At 37.4% G+C, this 16,191-nt stretch carries 16 protein-coding genes; 1 reads left to right on the top strand and 15 read right to left on the bottom strand.

The genetic code is table 11. From position 1 onward, the window contains the following. Positions 1-3 precede the first annotated feature (3 nt). A complete protein-coding gene (gene steA / locus JOC73_RS02630) occupies positions 4-1,125 on the bottom strand; it encodes a putative cytokinetic ring protein SteA (RefSeq protein WP_204400296.1) in 1,122 nt (373 codons plus the stop codon). Between the two features lie 135 nt (positions 1,126-1,260). Here steA and JOC73_RS02625 point away from each other — a divergent pair, with 135 nt between their 5' ends. Beyond that, a complete protein-coding gene (locus JOC73_RS02625; protein WP_204400295.1) occupies positions 1,261-2,085 on the top strand; it encodes a RecX family transcriptional regulator in 825 nt (274 codons plus the stop codon). Positions 2,086-2,257: 172 nt separating this feature from the next. On the opposite strand, the gene spo0A is transcribed toward JOC73_RS02625, so the two are convergent. From spo0A to nusB, 14 genes are all read right to left on the bottom strand, one after another. Next, complete coding sequence (spo0A, locus tag JOC73_RS02620) at positions 2,258-3,097, bottom strand: sporulation transcription factor Spo0A (protein ID WP_207755038.1); 840 nt, start codon at positions 3,095-3,097, stop codon at positions 2,258-2,260. Positions 3,098-3,201: 104 nt separating this feature from the next. After that, positions 3,202-4,515: a SpoIVB peptidase gene (gene spoIVB / locus JOC73_RS02615; RefSeq protein WP_204400293.1), complete on the bottom strand. Its 1,314-nt coding sequence runs from the start codon at positions 4,513-4,515 to the stop codon at positions 3,202-3,204. A 147-nt stretch (positions 4,516-4,662) separates the two neighbouring features. Next, the gene (gene recN / locus JOC73_RS02610; protein WP_204400292.1) at positions 4,663-6,372 is read right to left on the bottom strand and encodes a DNA repair protein RecN; all 1,710 of its coding nucleotides are present in this window, start codon (positions 6,370-6,372) and stop codon (positions 4,663-4,665) included. Positions 6,373-6,384: 12 nt separating this feature from the next. Next, entirely contained in the window at positions 6,385-6,834 is a 450-nt protein-coding gene (locus tag JOC73_RS02605) for an arginine repressor (RefSeq protein WP_204400291.1), read from the bottom strand. Between the two features lie 179 nt (positions 6,835-7,013). Next, the gene (locus tag JOC73_RS02600) at positions 7,014-7,820 is read right to left on the bottom strand and encodes a TlyA family RNA methyltransferase (protein ID WP_204400290.1); all 807 of its coding nucleotides are present in this window, start codon (positions 7,818-7,820) and stop codon (positions 7,014-7,016) included. A 23-nt stretch (positions 7,821-7,843) separates the two neighbouring features. After that, a complete protein-coding gene (gene dxs / locus JOC73_RS02595; protein ID WP_204400289.1) occupies positions 7,844-9,745 on the bottom strand; it encodes a 1-deoxy-D-xylulose-5-phosphate synthase in 1,902 nt (633 codons plus the stop codon). Positions 9,746-9,763: 18 nt separating this feature from the next. After that, on the bottom strand, positions 9,764-10,264 hold the full coding sequence (locus JOC73_RS02590; RefSeq protein ID WP_243427835.1) for a hypothetical protein: 501 nt from the start codon (positions 10,262-10,264) through the stop codon (positions 9,764-9,766). A gap of 855 nt (positions 10,265-11,119) precedes the next feature. After that, positions 11,120-11,578, bottom strand: coding sequence for a divergent PAP2 family protein (locus JOC73_RS02585; protein ID WP_204400288.1), 459 nt, complete (start codon positions 11,576-11,578; stop codon positions 11,120-11,122). A 19-nt stretch (positions 11,579-11,597) separates the two neighbouring features. Beyond that, entirely contained in the window at positions 11,598-12,485 is an 888-nt protein-coding gene (locus JOC73_RS02580) for a polyprenyl synthetase family protein (RefSeq protein ID WP_204400287.1), read from the bottom strand. Positions 12,486-12,487: 2 nt separating this feature from the next. Continuing rightward, the gene (gene xseB / locus JOC73_RS02575; RefSeq protein ID WP_204400286.1) at positions 12,488-12,715 is read right to left on the bottom strand and encodes an exodeoxyribonuclease VII small subunit; all 228 of its coding nucleotides are present in this window, start codon (positions 12,713-12,715) and stop codon (positions 12,488-12,490) included. Further along, entirely contained in the window at positions 12,696-13,928 is a 1,233-nt protein-coding gene (gene xseA / locus JOC73_RS02570; protein ID WP_204400285.1) for an exodeoxyribonuclease VII large subunit, read from the bottom strand. The genes xseB and xseA overlap by 20 nt, the downstream gene beginning before the upstream one ends. Next, positions 13,919-14,770: a bifunctional methylenetetrahydrofolate dehydrogenase/methenyltetrahydrofolate cyclohydrolase FolD gene (gene folD, locus JOC73_RS02565; RefSeq protein WP_204400284.1), complete on the bottom strand. Its 852-nt coding sequence runs from the start codon at positions 14,768-14,770 to the stop codon at positions 13,919-13,921. The genes xseA and folD overlap by 10 nt, the downstream gene beginning before the upstream one ends. After that, positions 14,751-15,737, bottom strand: a complete 987-nt coding sequence (locus JOC73_RS02560) for a Kae1-like domain-containing protein (RefSeq protein WP_207755036.1) — start codon at positions 15,735-15,737, stop codon at positions 14,751-14,753. The genes folD and JOC73_RS02560 overlap by 20 nt, the downstream gene beginning before the upstream one ends. Next, a complete protein-coding gene (gene nusB, locus JOC73_RS02555) occupies positions 15,730-16,152 on the bottom strand; it encodes a transcription antitermination factor NusB (RefSeq protein WP_204400283.1) in 423 nt (140 codons plus the stop codon). The genes JOC73_RS02560 and nusB overlap by 8 nt, the downstream gene beginning before the upstream one ends. Positions 16,153-16,191 lie beyond the last annotated feature (39 nt).

Genomic DNA, 16,191 nt, shown 5'->3' with positions numbered 1-16,191 from the left:
CTATTAATATCCAAGATATAGTCTTAACCTCATATGAAGTAATTTCACTAAATATTGAATAGGTTGAGACAAAGCAACTAAGACCAAAATAGGGATTAAGGAAGCAGCCCCCAGCCACAAAACATGCTTAAGATCCACATCTGTCCCGTACAGCTGACTCACACCCTTTGCGTCCACAAGCTTTGTTCCAATCTTCATCCTTACAAGGAATGTACTCCCCATACCCTTTCGACCCTTTTCTAAAAAATCTATCATATTTGTGTGGGTCCCCACTGCTACAATTAGCTCCGCCCCTTTTTCATAGGCAAATAACATTGCTATATCTTCACTTGTTCCGTAGGCAGGGAAAACCTTTGCTGAAAGCTTCAATCCTTTAGTTCGTTCTAATCCAGGAGCTCTACCGTCAGGATAGGCATGGACAATGACTTCCCTTGCCTTCTTAAGACATTCATCACTTATACTATCCATATCCCCCACCACAATATCAGGAGTAAATCCAAACTCCAACAGTGCATCCCCACCTCCATCAACTGCTATCAGAATCGGCTTCTCATCTTTAATATAGGACAAAATCGCCTTCAAGTCTTCTTTATAAGTTTTTCCACGAACTACCACTAATACATGTCTGCCCTGAAAGGATATCCCTGTATCCGGAAGCTTTTGTTCCTCCAAAATCAGTGACTTTTCCATTGACGCGTAGGTTAATGTATTGTCTACAAATTCCTCTAATTTCACTTTAATATTCTTCTCTGCCTGCTCTAACAATTGAAGCAACATATCAGTATTTAAACTTTTAAGGGTTGCCATCTTACTTTCATCACGATACAATCCATCATCCCTAATTTCTACAATATCCCCTTCTTTTAAATCCCTAAATAAATCTCCATCTTCTAACTCATAGAGAGGTATGTTATGATTAATAAAGACCGTTGGGCCCAGATTGGGATATCCTCCACTGATGGACTGACTACAATTAATTACTGCCGCCACCTTTTTTGAAGCTAAGGATTTAGCAGCTATTTCATCAATATCTTTATGCTTAATAACAGCGATATCTCCTACTTCTAATCGTGTTGTTAGATTTTTAGTTTTGTAATCTAGTTTTACAGGTGCTGGCTTTAACATCGTAAAACCTCCATATAATCTTTTAAATAGTATTTGTAATATTATTAGAATAATTCTTAAAGGACAGAATTCTATCTTAAAACTCCCTTACCTAGAAAACTTTATTTCAAAAAATAGCCCCAAAGGAATGATAAAATGAAGCTGATTACTGCAATTGAAAAGCAAAAGAAAAATAAGCAAAGATACAACATTTATCTTGATGATGAATACACCTTCTCCTGTAATGAAGAACTTGTAGTTACTCTTAAACTAAAAAAAGGCAAATCTATCGATGTGAAGGAACTCCTCACTATTATTCAAGAGGATAATCGAAAGGAAGCCTTCAATAAGGCCTTAAACTATCTTACCCCACGATCCCGTACCCAACAGGAGATCATAAATTATCTAACAGAAAAAGGTTATGATACCTACGCCATAGATACTGCAATTGAGAGATTAAAGAGTTATCAATTTATAGATGATGAAGGATATACCCATAATTTTGTTAAAAATCGAAGCCAAAGTCAATTAAAGGGCAAAAGATTAATTCAAAAGGAATTATCGAAAAAAGGCGTAGATGAAGAAATAATAGAGATGGGCTTAACTAACTATTCTCCTGAGGAAGAGCTTGAAAATGCTCTGAAGATAGGTAAACAATATTTCATAAGTAAAAAAAATCTTCCTCTTAATCAAATTAAACAAAAACTATCCAATAAATTAATGGGTAAGGGATATTCATGGGAGATTATTAGCCAGTGTTTTCAATACTTAGAGGGGGACATGGCAATACAGGAGCTGATGGATGACAGGCAAGATCTACATTTTGATGAAGCAAAAAAGTTAGCTATGAAATACTATGATAAACACTCAAAAAAAGAAAAAAATCCCCATATTCTAAAGATGAAAATGGGGGCATATTTATATCAAAAAGGGTACCAACAGGATACCATCTATAGGGTTTTAGATGAAATAACTCCTTAATAATAAACGCCTTCCTGAGTGACAAGAAGGGTATTTTAACATGATCATATTAACAAGTTTTTTTATTTTTCTTTAAAGTTAACCATTTACAAAAAACACCAACACCTTATATCTATTATCAATACTAAATATAAGGTGTTGATATAGTTATCTACATAACATTGTACACTTTCTATCCTGCCTGCTGCTCTAATCTCAATTTATCTGCCACCATTGCAATAAACTCAGAATTAGTTGGTTTTCCTTTATCATTATTGATGGTATATCCAAATAATGTATTAATGGTATCTACTTTTCCTCTACTCCAAGCAACCTCTATTGCATGTCGAATAGCTCTCTCTACCCTGCTGGCGGTTGTGTTATATTTCTTTGCGATTGAAGGATAGAGCTCCTTCGTAACAGCACTTAAAAGCTCCATATTGGAAACTACCATTGTTATCGCTTCTCTTAAATACACATATCCTTTAATATGGGCTGGAACCCCAACCTCGTGGATAATATTCGTAATACTAGCCTCCAAGTTACGTCCGCTGTTATTAACCAATGTCCTTTGTGGTACTGATGCTGTAGATACAAAAGGTCTTTTCCTGTCTGTATTTGTAGTAGCACTCCCCATAGTTTGACGAATTCTTTCAATAAATACTTCGAAGTCAAAAGGTTTGATCACATAGTAATCTGCCCCCAAACTAATTGCTCTTTGGGTAATTTTATCTTGCCCTACTGCGGATAAGATGATAATTTTAGGAAACTTATCTAAATTAATAGCATTTAGTTTCTCTAAAACCCCCAAACCATCAAGATGTGGCATAATTATATCTAAAACCACTACATCTGGTGATTTTTTTGAAATTAATTCTACCGCTTCTACGCCATCTTTTGCAACCCCTACTACCTCTATATCCTGCTGTCTCTGAAGATACTCACTTAAAATATCACAAAAATCTTCATTGTCGTCTGCAATTAATACATTAATTTTTTCATTATTCACTAGTAACGCCCCCTGATTTAACATTTTCTTTTCTGCTAATTACAATTTCGACAAATGAAAATGTTATCCTCCCAAAATTAAAAATTTCTTTATATGAATCGTTCTCCTTAAAATAAGTTTTTTCAACATCACTGTTGTCGGATAGCGTCGGAAGCTCCCGATTCCTCAAGCATCCATTCAATATAGATTCCATATCCCTTTGTAGGATCATTTACTAATACATGGGTAACAGCTCCAATAACACGATTGTTTTGGATAATTGGGCTACCACTCATTCCCTGAACGATACCGCCTGTTTTATTTAAAAGCTTAGAATCAGTTACTCTGATTACCATGCTTTTGCCATCAGGTCTAGATTGACTGATCGTCCTCAAAATTTCTATATCGTATTTTTCTATAGTATTATCATCGAGGGTTGTTAAAATGTAAGCAGCTCCTTCTTTAATCTCATGCTGGTATGCAATTTCCATTGACTCATTATATCTTCCACCCTCTAGTTTTTCAATTTCTCCATAGATTCCATGGGCTGTATTCTTTTCAAGACTTCCTATTGGGTTATTCACATCATGAAACATCCCCCTTATTTCCCCAGGTCTCCCTTTTTTTCCTTTTTCAATGTCAATGACTTTAGAATTCATAATATCACCGTCTTTTACCGACATTAGCGCTCCCGTATCAATATCGGCTATTCCGTGACCTAATGCACCAAACTTTTTTGAAGCTTTATGATAAAAAGTAAGGGTGCCAACACCAGCAGTTTTATCCCTTACCCATAATCCTAACTTGTATTCTCCATCTTGACTGGACTTCACAGGTATGACTGTTGTATCAAACTCCTTATCTTCCCGTTTCATGGTAAGCTGTATTTCATCTCCTATTGATCGTTGTACTAAATCTGCAACATGTAGAGAATTTTCCACTTTACGTCCATTAATTCTCAACAAAGAATCTCCAATACGTATTCCATTTTTTTCAGCTAAGTTATGTTCTTGTCCTTCCTCATCAGTAATCTTTGCAATCCCTACTACTAATACTCCGTCTGTATTAAGCTTCACTCCTATGGAATGACCACCGGGAATTACTTTTACTCTAGGTACAACATTTACCTTAACAGTCTTATAGGGTATAAACCCAAATACTTTGTAGTGCAGATCTGCACTCCCTTTTCCTCTAGTCTTTAATTCAACACCACCACTACTTAAATGTAAAGCTGAATTAGGCATGTCATCTAAAGGGTTTACCTCAATTATCTTATCAAATTTAGAATCAAGTGAAAATGAAAAGGGAAACTTACTGTTGATTATATGATCATCTCCAATTTGAATATTATACTCAGAAGGTATCTCACCCGTAAAATCTAAAACAATTAAATAAAGGATGATTATGGAGAAAGCACATAAAATAATGTTGCTCAAAAAAACTAGCCTTTTCTTATGTTTCATTTGATCACTCTCCCAGCATATTTGATTGCTCCAGATTTACTTACTGTTATTAATTTGGCTTTTTGGGACAGTGATTATTATATATAAATTTTGTCATATTTTTTTCTCATGATCTAAAGGAAAAAAAATTAAAGTCCTAAAAGAAAATTAAGATTTTCTTTTAGGACTTTTTTTATTTAATAATTCTTTTGCATGTGTAAGGGTAATTTCAGTTAACTCTCCCCCTAAAAGACGACCTACTTCACGAATTCGCTCCTCAATATTCATTGGATTCACCTCTGTTTTTGTGGTGCCTCCAGATTCTTTCTTTTCTATAAAAAAGTGTCGGTCGGCTAAAGATGCGATCTGTGGAAGATGGGTAATGCAAATAATTTGATAGTTACGGGATAAATCATATAAATTTTGTCCCACCACTTGTGCGGTTCTTCCACTGATTCCCGTATCAATTTCATCAAAAATTAATGTCGGAATATGATCCACATTTGCTAATATGGTTTTAAGGGCCAACATAATCCTTGACATTTCACCCCCAGATGCAATTTTGGCCAAGGGTTTTAGGGGTTCACCTAGATTGGTGGATATCATAAATTCAACTGTGTCTATCCCTTTTTCTGATAGCTTATACTGTTGATTTGAATCATATGTATAACTGAAGGAAACATCGAATGATACCTTCCCCATATTCAAATTCTCAAGTATTTTAGTCAATTCCTGTTGAAAGTTAGTCGCTATTGTTTTTCTTATCCCGCTAAGAATCAGGGCTTTCTCTTCTATTTCAAGTTGCTTCTTTTCAATTGACTTCTTTAATCGTAGAATTTCAGCTTCGCTATTTTCGTATAATTCCAATTCCTTCTCGATTTTATGATAATATCCCAGTACTTCCTCAACTGATTTACCATATTTTCTCTTAAGATTGTTAATTATGTCTAAACGCTTTTCTACTTCATTTAAGGATTCAGGATCAAAATCTATCTGGTCTCTATAATCCCTCATATCTCTTGTTATGTCCTGTATTTTATATTGGATATCCTCTAAGCTTTGATAAAAATAAGTCAATTGATGGTCAAAAGAAGATATTTGGTGGAGTTGTGTCACAGTCTTTGAAAGTTGGTCCAATAACGGCGAAAATTCATCTCCTTCATATAAGGTACCATATGCTTCAGCGACGGTCTTAAATATTTTCTCACCATTGGCCAAAAAGTCTTTCCGCTGATTCAGTTCCTCTTCTTCTCCACTTTTTAGTTCAGCAGCTCTGACTTCTTGGATTTGAAATTTCAATAGGTCAATTTTTCTCTCCCTTTCTATTTCGTTTGAACAAATAGAATTTAGTTGCCCTCTCAGTGCTAAAAGGGTTTTATATCCTTCAGAAATATCTCCGAGTAATTGACTTACTGCTTGTCCCCCGTATGCATCTAATAGGTCCACATGGGCTTGAGGATTTAACAAGGATTGATGCTGATGTTGTCCATGAATATCGATGAGCTTTTGAGTAATGTTCTTTAATATTCCTTGAGTAACAATTGTACCATTTACACGACAAACACTTCTTCCATTTGCATATATTTCTCTTGTCACCACTAAAGTCTGCTCCTGGTTGTTTTCAATGCCATATTCCTCCAGAACACTTTCCAATCCAACAGTTCCTTCAGTGCCAAACAAGGCTTGTACAGTACATTTGTTTGTACCTGAACGGACAAATTCTCTATCGGCCCTCTCTCCTATAGCCATATTTACCGCATCTATTATGATAGACTTACCTGCTCCTGTCTCCCCAGTTAAAATATTTAATCCCTTTTCAAATTGAAGATAAAGTTCGTCAATTAAAGCAAAGTTTTTAACCTCCAGCTCCAACAGCATACAGGCCCTCCTCTATTTCATTAATTTTTTAAATTTCTCCTTAGCTTCTTCCATCTTGTCATGATCCCTTATTAGTACAAAAATAGTATCATCTCCTGCTACAGATCCAACAATCCCATCTATTCCAGCTGCATCGATGGCAGATGCTGCTGCTTGAGCTGCTGCAGGAATTGTTTTTAAAACCAACATATTTCCCGCGTGATCTATTGAAAGAATTGAGTCCTTAAATAGTCTAATCAATCTATCAGATAAAATCGAGTCTTGACTTTTTAGGGTAGCATACTTATACTTTCCACTCTTAGCTAATACTTTAATTAGTCTCAATTCCTTGATATCTCTAGATACAGTGGCTTGAGTAACTTTAAAGCCGTTCTTTTTTAGTTCTTCAGAGAGTTCTTCTTGAGTTTCAATTTCATGAGCTTCTATCAGTTCTAAAATTTTTGCGTGTCTTGTGTATTTCATGACAATCCTCCTTCAACTAGGAATAGAATGATTTATTCAACTCTATGTATTTTTATTATTCTCTATTAATCTACAAATTCCTTCATTTAAACAAATTATTTCCAAAAAATTTTATCATATTATTTTTTTTTTACAAAACAAAAAGTCAGCTTCGCTGACTTTTTATTTTGCTTTTAAAATTACAGTGTTTGGTGGGACTCCACAATTCTGTTTTCAATATAATCCACAGAGATTTGAGATTCAGCATCTGAAATGTTGCATAAATGTAATAAATATTCAATATTTCCTTCTGGTCCCTTTATAGGTGAAAAAGAGAAATCTTTAATCTGTAGACCTAAGGCTGAACTAAAGTTAACGATGTCAAAAACTACCTGTTGATGAATCTTAATGTCCTTAACAACACCCTTTTTCCCCACATTTTCTTTTCCAGCTTCAAATTGCGGCTTTACCAAAGCAACGATTTCTCCCCCTTGACGAATTAGTTCTTTTACTACAGGGAGAACCAACTTTAAAGATATAAAGGCCACATCAATGGAAGCGAAGTCCCCCTGTTCACCTAAATCCTCCACCTTAACATACCTAATATTTGTACGCTCCATACAGACAACCCGTTCATCCTGTCGAAGCTTCCAATCCAACTGTCCATACCCTACATCAATAGCAAAGACTTTTCTTGCACCATTTTGTAGCATACAATCGGTAAAACCCCCTGTAGAGGAACCTACATCAAGACATACCTTTTCCGTCAGTTCAATATCAAATTCCTTTATTGCCTTTTCTAGCTTTAGCCCTCCACGACTTACATAGGGTAAACCTCCACCCTTCACAACAATATTGGCATCTTCATTGACCTTTGTACCCGGCTTGTCAATCCTTTGTTGGTCCACTAATACTAAACCTGCCATTATGGCTCTTCTAGCCTTTTCTCTACTATCAAAATATCCATCTTGGAATAATAATTGATCTATTCTTATCTTTTGTGCCATTACCCATCTCCTAAACTCAATAATTATCTAGACATCATCATTTTTTCACTTGCATTGCTGACAAAATCCGCTATTATTGACTCTGTGATCTTTTCACCACTCAACCCATAAAAATCATGTAATATTTCTACATTACCATGCTCTACGAACATGTCGGGCAAAGCAAATATTTTCACTTGTTTATTTATTTGATTATCATTTAATAGCGTTAATACCTGCGTTCCAAATCCACCTATTTTTATATGATCCTCTATCGTATAGATACGTTTACACCTATGGGCCTGTTGTAATATTAGATATTCATCTAGAGGCTTGATGAAACGGGGGTTGACCAGCGTTGCTTTTATCCCCTGTTCTTGAAGACTCCTACAGACTTTAAGACCTACATCATTCATATGTCCTAGTGCAAATATTACCACATCTTTACCGCCCTCATATACAATCTCACCTTTGCCTGTTATAATTTCCTCTCCTAACTCCGATGCTACTTCTCCTGCAGAGCCCCTTGGATATCTGATGGCAACCGGTCCATTTACTTTACCAGCGTACTTAATCATTGCCCTAAGTTCTTTTCCATCCTTCGGAGACATAAAAGTAAGGTTTGGTATACAGGATAAGAAGGAAATATCAAAGGAGCCGTGATGGGTCTCACCATCATTTCCTACAAGTCCTGCCCGATCCACCAATAGGGTTACTGGCAGGTTTTGTATACAAACATCATGAACAACTTGGTCGAATCCCCTTTGTAAAAAAGTCGAATAAATTGGAACAAAGGGTTTGTACCCTTCCGCAGCCATTCCTGCTGCAAAGGTAACTGCGTGCTGTTCAGCAATCCCAACATCAAAGAAACGATGGGGGTACCTCTGGGAAAAGCCCGTCATCCCAGTTCCGGCCGGCATAGCAGCCGTAATGCTTACAACCCTCTGATCTTCCTCCGCTAGTTCTATCAGAGATTTTCCTGCTACATCCGAATAAGTTACTTTATCCTTATTAGATAGGGGTTTTCCTGAATCCACTTTAAATGGACTAACTCCATGAAAATCATGGGGAGAAGCCTCCGCCAAAGAATATCCCTTACCCTTTTTTGTTAACACATGAAGTAGAACAGGACCAGAGATATTTTTGCTCTGCTTCAGTGCCTTACAGAGGGCATTATAATTATGTCCATCGATAGGACCTATGTATGTAAACCCAAGTTCCTCAAAAAATACGCCAGGAACAACAAAGTATTTTATTGCATCCTTAGCCTTTTCTGCTGTTTTAACCATCGTTTTACCAATGGCTGGAATCTGACTAATTAGATTTTCCACATCTCCCTTTACTTTAGAATACATAGGAGTTGTCCTTAATTTACTTAAATAGTTAGACATACCACCAACATTTTGCGAAATGGACATTTCATTATCATTCAGGATTACCAATAGGTTGCTTTTATTTTGCCCTGCATGGTTTAAGGCCTCAAAGGCCATTCCTCCTGTTAAAGCGCCATCTCCTATGACTGCCACGATAGAATGGTCTTCTCTCTTTAAATCCCTTACAGAAGCCATTCCAAGGGCAGCAGAAATAGAGGTGCTACTATGACCAGTATCAAAATGATCGTGAAAGCTTTCTTTTCTCTTTGGGAAACCACTTAACCCCTTATATTGTCGTAGAGTTGTAAAATCTTCTCTTCTTCCAGTAATCATCTTGTGGACATAGCTTTGATGCCCCACGTCCCAAATAAACTTGTCTCGAAGACTATCAAATATTGTGTGCATTGCTAAAGTTAACTCTACTACACCTAGGTTAGATGCTAGATGTCCTCCGGTTTTGGAAACTGAATTAATTAAAAATCTTCTTATTTCTTTAGATAAAACCTCTATTTCAGTTTCTTTTAACCTTCTTAAATCATGGGGAGAGTTAATCTGGTTCAAATATTTATACATGCTCTCTCATCCTCTTTCTTATTTTTTGCCATTTGTGTTAGGAATCAAGTCTAGCCCAAATTTTTTATTAATAAAATCCAAGACCTTAGCAGTCTTATATACAATTAATTGTGACTGATATATAGCAACACTTTTTCCTAAAGCCTTTCCTCCCACCGTCAAAGAAGCAACAAAGCCCGTAAGGACAATGGTTAAGATCGCTGTAGAAATAAATGTACTCGGCAATTTTAAAATAATCGTTGCTCCTGCTACTCCACTGACAATCCCGCAAATATCACCAATTACGTCATTACAAAAGCTCGATACGGCACCAGCATTTTTCAATAGTTTAATGGCGAACTTTGCACCATCCACCTTATCAGCCGCCATTGCATGAAAGGGTCTTTCCTCTGCTGCTGCTACAGCGATTCCAATCATATCACTAACGACTCCTATAAAAATAATTAATAATAAAATCATAAAAGCAGATACTACATCAGTATTGTCCAAAACGGATTCCGATAATACACTAATCACCATAGATAGAAAAAAAGTCCAAATAGAGACCACAACAACCCATTTGAGATTGTACTTTTTCCATATACTGTTTTTATCAGTATTCCCATTTTTGGTTTTTTTACTGCCACACGACAAAAAAATCCCCCCATAATAAGATCATTAACTACCAAACCACTTAAATATGAAATATATAGATAAAGCTGATAGCCTAGACTATCAGCTAAGATTTAGTGGCAATACACTAAGTAAATTTTACGGCTTAGGTCCAGTTGGATTTCCCAGTTCGGTACTGCCTGTCGCCATGGCAGCGGTTTCCCTTTAAACCAAACTCTATCTCGTCGCCAAAGATAGGACTGAATTACCACTTAGTCCGCACTGTAATCCTTAATGTACTTGGTCAAACCAACAGTCTAGGAGATTTCCTCGACAATTTTTCCAACTCTTAGCCCCTTTTGCAGTATAGGTTTCAAGTAGCAATGAATCCTTCAGATGGGCCCTATCCTCCAGAAACTGATCTACTTATCCACCTATCCCACTCAAGGCAGGCTACTCTACAGTATGTACTATATTACTGTACATCCCCTGTAGGTTTCTCCCCACGCTAATCCGTAGATTAACATCGGTCTCCACGAAGTGAGGGTCATCGCCCGCATGCCATTGCAGATCGCCCCCATCTCCTTACTCCCAGAATCGACCCCCGACTGGGCGTCGGCAGCCGAAGCTAAGAACTTCATCGATGTGCCCTTTGACGGATTTTTAGCCCCGCCTTCCAAGTTGGTTAAATTGACTAGAATACTGCACCACTACAATTATTATAAAGTATTTAATTTGCAATACCTATTCTATATGGAATTATAACATATTCAAAAATCATTATCAAATCATCATATAGGCCACTACAATCCCTAAAATCGCTCCTGCAAATACCTCAACAGGTGTATGCCCTACTAGCTCCTTTAATCTTTGTTCTGTTAGTTTTTTCTCCTTCTTACCCTGTTTATTGTGTAGATCAGCAATCATTTTATTAATAATAATCGCCTGTCTACCCACAGCTCTACGAACGCCAGCAGCGTCGTACATAACAATAAAAGAAAAGACGATAGCAATAGCAAATATTGAGGAATCCCAACCATGAATTAATCCAACAGAGGTGGATAATCCCATTACAAAGGATGAATGGGAGCTGGGCATACCACCAGATCCAACGAATCGCCATGCATTAAACCTTCTGTCCACAATAAGGGTATGAACTACTTTTATTGTCTGAGCAATAAACCATGACAAAAGAGAAATCCACAACACCCTATTATTACCTATCGTATCAAAAAAACCCACAGCATTTCCTCCTTAAAATCTAAGATTCCCTATTGACTAAGTATTGGCTAAGCTCATATAAAAAGTTTGAAGCTTCCCCGTATCGACCTAGAACATCATTGATACTATCCGTTAGCTCTTGTACTTTTTGAATTGAATACTCCAATCCATATATGGAAGGGTAAGTGGATTTATTGTTATCCTCATCACTTCCTATAGGTTTTCCTAGTTTTTCTTGATCCCCTACAATATCTAGTATATCATCTTTAATTTGGAAGGCTAGTCCCAATTGTCTACCTACAAACTCCATATTCTTAATATCTTCTTCCGATGCATTTCCAATAATTGCTCCAATCTTTAATGGAGCAGTGATCAGGGCAGCCGTCTTATTGTGATGAATATAGTCCAAGGTATCTGCATCAATAGCCTGTCCTTCGCTTTGCAGGTCCACTGTCTGACCTCCAATCATTCCATGGATCCCTGCTGCTTTAGCAATCTCGTGAATACTTCTAAGAAAAGGTTTGGGGTTATCTCGTTTGATAGCATCCCCCAACATTACTTCAAAGGAATAATTTAATAAACCGTCTCCAGCTAAAATAGCCAGCCCCTCTCCATAGACCTTATGATTTGTTAGCTTTCCCCTTCTATAGTCATCATTATCCATGGCAGGCAAATCATCATGGATTAACGAATAGGTATGGATCATTTCCAGACCGCAGGCATAGGGTAGTACTTCTTCAAAATTCTTTGCAAATATTTGATAAGAGGCAAGGGCCAAAATAGGTCTCAGTCTCTTACCACCCGCAAAAACACTATATTTCATAGCTTCAATAACCTGTTGATTTTTATCCTTGGGAAGGGTAAAATACTTATCCAATTCCTCATTTACAGTCTCAATATAGTTCTTCATTTGATTTTTCCATTCCATTTTTATTCCTCCCCTTCTGGAAAGGGCACTTGCTTAAGAACCCCATTTTCATCGATTATCATTGATATTTTCTCTTCTGCATCGTCTAGCTTCTGATGACAGAACTGGTATAGTTCAACACCCTCTTGAAAAATTTTAAGAGACTCCTCCAGTTCCATATCCTGATCCTCCAGCTGATGAAGAATCTCCTCTAGTTTTTTAATGGCATCTTCAAATTTCTTTTTTCTCAAGGGTATTCTCCTCCTTCAAAACATTTATCACCCTACATTGGACCTTCCCATCCATCAATCGAATATTGACGACATCTTCTATTTTGACATCATCAACGCTCCTAATTACTTTTTGATTTTGCTGTTGGGCATAACAATAACCCCGTTTTAAAATTGATAATGGGCTAAGACCATTCAACCTTTGTCCAATACTATGTAGCTTTATTCTTTTATTTCTATGTAAAACTCTGATTTCCTTCACTAAATCCTCCATCAGCCCATCCACCACTTGACGATGATCATAGACAGTATTCAGAGGATATTTAAATGGATAGCTATTCTTTACCCGATCCAATCGACTATGTAAAGCTTTGATTCTAGTATTCATAGTAAAAACTAATCTTCTATGTTGACTGACTAGATTCTCCTTTAATTCGCGAAGCGAAGGTACCGCCAGCTCTGCCGCCACCGATGGCGTAGGTGCCCGTAAATCGGCAACGAAATCAGCTATGGTAAAATCAGTTTCATGACCCACTGCAGAAATAATTGGGATATTACTTTGGAATATTGCCCTGGCCACCCTTTCTTCATTGAAGGCCCACAATTCTTCTATAGATCCTCCCCCTCTACCAGTAATAATTAAGTCGAAGTCTTCTATTCTATTGGCCATTTCGATAGCACAGGCAATGGATTCTGCCGCACTTTCTCCCTGTACCAAAACAGGGAAAATCACAAGTTCTACCCGTTTATATCGCCGCCGAATGACAGAAATCATATCACGGATGGCCGCCCCTGTTGGAGAAGTAATCAGTGCAATCTTCTCTGGCATAAAAGGTATTGGCTTTTTCTTTACAGAATCGAATAGCCCCTCCTTTTCCAATTTCTCCTTCATTTGCTGGTAGGCAAGATACAATGACCCCATACCCACTGGCTCAATGTCATTAACATATAGCTGATATTGTCCATCCCTTTCATAGACAGAAATATAACCCTTAATTGTGACCTTTAGCCCCTCTTCTAATACAAACTTTAGTTTCTCAGCGTTGGTCTTAAACATGACACAGTTTATGCGACTCTGTTGGTCCTTAAGGGTAAAGTACATGTGTCCACTACTATGGAGCTTATAGTTGGAAATTTCCCCCTTTACCCTAATATTATGAAGGATCGGGTCATTGAATAGTATTCTTTTTATATATGAAGTTACTTCCGAAACTGATAAAATCTTTATTTGCATGTCTTTTTAGCCGCCTCTAGGGTATTTTGAAGCAACATGGCAATCGTCATAGGACCTACACCACCAGGAACAGGAGTAATATAAGAAGCTACTTCCTTCGCCTTTTCGAACTCCACATCTCCCACTAGTTTACCATCAACAACTGATGTACCAGCATCTATTACGATGGCCCCCTCCTTAATCATATCTCCCTTGATCAACTCAGGTCTTCCAACCGCAGCCACCAGAATGTCTGCCTTCTCAATATGCTGTCTTAGATTCTTGGTACGGGAATGACAGATGGTGACAGTCGCATTCTCCTGTAATAATAATATCGCAGCAGGTTTACCAAGTATATTACTTCTTCCCACCACCACGGCTTCCTTTCCACTAATCTCTTCACCAGTGGATTTAATTAATTCAATAATTCCCTTTGGCGTGCATTGAACAATGGTTTCTTCCCCTAAAAATAGATTGCCTGAGTTGATGGCATGAAATCCATCTACATCTTTTTCTGGTTTGATATGGGAATTAACGACACTTTCATTGATGCCATGGGGTAGCGGAACCTGTACTAAAATTCCATGGATTTTCTGATTTTCGTTTAAACTTTGGATTAATTTTAATAATGCTTCTTGAGTCGTCTCCTCAGGAAGTCTATGGACCTCTGAGTACATCCCTGATTTTCTGCAGGTTTTCTCCTTCATATTCACATAGGTATGGGAGGCCGGATCATCCCCCACAATCACCACTGCCAAACCAGGTATGACATTATATTGTTCCTTCAATACTTCCACTTCTTTAGCAATATTTTTACGAATAGCTTTTGCCATTCCTTTACCATCAATGATCTTTGCTGTCATAAAAATCTACCTCCCCCAAGTATTTTTTTACACCCAACACACCAATACCCACTGCATTATCAGAACAAAACATGGGATCAGCATATATTAAGTTAATACCCTTGTCTCTAAAAGAACTAACTAATTTTCCTTTAATTTGCTGATTGGAGGCCACTCCCCCCACCAGTAAAACTTCCTTGTGGGGGTACAGCTTCATGAGTTTTTTGATTAAACCCACCAGTGTTGCCCCTACACCTTCAAAAACTGAATGAGCAATCTGATCTTTGTTTGGATTTTTTTCTATTTCCCGCCGAACAAAGGTCTCTGGCCCAGAAAAGCTAATATTAGTCCCTTTAACAGAGATAGGAACGTTAATTACCTCCCCCTGCCAACCTTGGGCTAATTTCTCTAAATGGGGGCCTGCAGGAAAAGGTAATCCTAGTTTTACGCCGATTCGATCTATAAATTGACCAGCGCTTAAATCCCCAGAACCTCCAACGATATTGATGGAGTAACCATAATCTTCTGGTGTTACCTCTAGGGCTTCTGTTGTTCCCCCTGACAAATGTAGCGCTATAAAGGGTTTCTTAAGTCTAATCTCCTTTGACCACAATCCTGCGGCAATATGTCCCTCTTGATGGCTAAATTTATAAAAAGGTACCTTTAATACAGCTGCCAAACTCCTACCGTAGGATTCGGACGCTAAAAAAACAGGCATATAGGACTTTTCAACTGGTCGAGGCTTTGTTGCGCTACTGATGGCGGCAATCTCTTCCACGGAGACATCAGCCATTAGGCCTTCAAATAAATCTGGAAGGTTTTTCACATGATGAAACAAGGCATCCGATTGTCTCAGTCCAATGGTACCCTCCTTTACTGGCAATAATCTACGGGCTTCCCGTATTAGCGTTCCATCGGTTCTTAATAGGGCCATGGAAGTGGTATAGTTGCTGGTGTCCAGTCCTAAGATCAGATTCTTTTTAATCATTTTTATTAATGCCTTTTTCCTCAACATATCGTCCTAGAATCCCGTTGATAAAAGAGGCCGACTCATTTGTGCTGTACTTCTTTGCCAATTCTATTGCTTCATTGATGGAAACTGCAAAAGGAATATTATCCATATACAATAATTCAGCAAGCCCTATTCTTAAAATAGCAAGATCCACCTTTGCAATACGGTCTAGTTTCCAACCCTTTGAAAATGCAACAATAATTTCGTCTAGTGTCGCTTTATTCTCAATCACAGCCTTTAAAAGGTCTTGAATATACTCCATCTGTTGTACTTCTATGCTCTCATTTTCCTCTTCTAAACGTCCCTTAATGAGGTTTACATCAAAATTGTTATGTATACCCATCTCAAATAACATCTTCATACAAAATTCTCTGGCAAGCTTCCTGTTCATCTTCTTCCTCCTCATTTACTTTCACTTTTGTTTATATTA

The organism is Alkaliphilus hydrothermalis (assembly GCF_016908555.1).
GTDB lineage: Bacteria > Bacillota > Clostridia > Peptostreptococcales > Natronincolaceae > Alkaliphilus > Alkaliphilus hydrothermalis.
This window is presented reverse-complemented; position numbering and strand designations above follow the sequence as displayed.

What these genes read in the sequence shown, in the direction of transcription:
- xseA (WP_204400285.1), bottom strand. Translation starts at nt 13,928, where the DNA reads ATGCAAATAAAGATTTTATCAGTTTCGGAAGTAACTTCATATATAAAA.
- JOC73_RS02625 (WP_204400295.1), top strand. Translation starts at nt 1,261, where the DNA reads ATGAAGCTGATTACTGCAATTGAAAAGCAAAAGAAAAATAAGCAAAGA.
- recN (WP_204400292.1), bottom strand. Translation starts at nt 6,372, where the DNA reads ATGCTGTTGGAGCTGGAGGTTAAAAACTTTGCTTTAATTGACGAACTT.
- JOC73_RS02560 (WP_207755036.1), bottom strand. Translation starts at nt 15,737, where the DNA reads ATGATTAAAAAGAATCTGATCTTAGGACTGGACACCAGCAACTATACC.
- dxs (WP_204400289.1), bottom strand. Translation starts at nt 9,745, where the DNA reads ATGTATAAATATTTGAACCAGATTAACTCTCCCCATGATTTAAGAAGG.
- JOC73_RS02580 (WP_204400287.1), bottom strand. Translation starts at nt 12,485, where the DNA reads ATGGAATGGAAAAATCAAATGAAGAACTATATTGAGACTGTAAATGAG.
- steA (WP_204400296.1), bottom strand. Translation starts at nt 1,125, where the DNA reads ATGTTAAAGCCAGCACCTGTAAAACTAGATTACAAAACTAAAAATCTA.
- JOC73_RS02600 (WP_204400290.1), bottom strand. Translation starts at nt 7,820, where the DNA reads ATGGCACAAAAGATAAGAATAGATCAATTATTATTCCAAGATGGATAT.
- JOC73_RS02605 (WP_204400291.1), bottom strand. Translation starts at nt 6,834, where the DNA reads ATGAAATACACAAGACACGCAAAAATTTTAGAACTGATAGAAGCTCAT.
- folD (WP_204400284.1), bottom strand. Translation starts at nt 14,770, where the DNA reads ATGACAGCAAAGATCATTGATGGTAAAGGAATGGCAAAAGCTATTCGT.
- spo0A (WP_207755038.1), bottom strand. Translation starts at nt 3,097, where the DNA reads ATGTTAAATCAGGGGGCGTTACTAGTGAATAATGAAAAAATTAATGTA.
- JOC73_RS02590 (WP_243427835.1), bottom strand. Translation starts at nt 10,264, where the DNA reads ATGGTGATTAGTGTATTATCGGAATCCGTTTTGGACAATACTGATGTA.
- spoIVB (WP_204400293.1), bottom strand. Translation starts at nt 4,515, where the DNA reads ATGAAACATAAGAAAAGGCTAGTTTTTTTGAGCAACATTATTTTATGT.
- nusB (WP_204400283.1), bottom strand. Translation starts at nt 16,152, where the DNA reads ATGAACAGGAAGCTTGCCAGAGAATTTTGTATGAAGATGTTATTTGAG.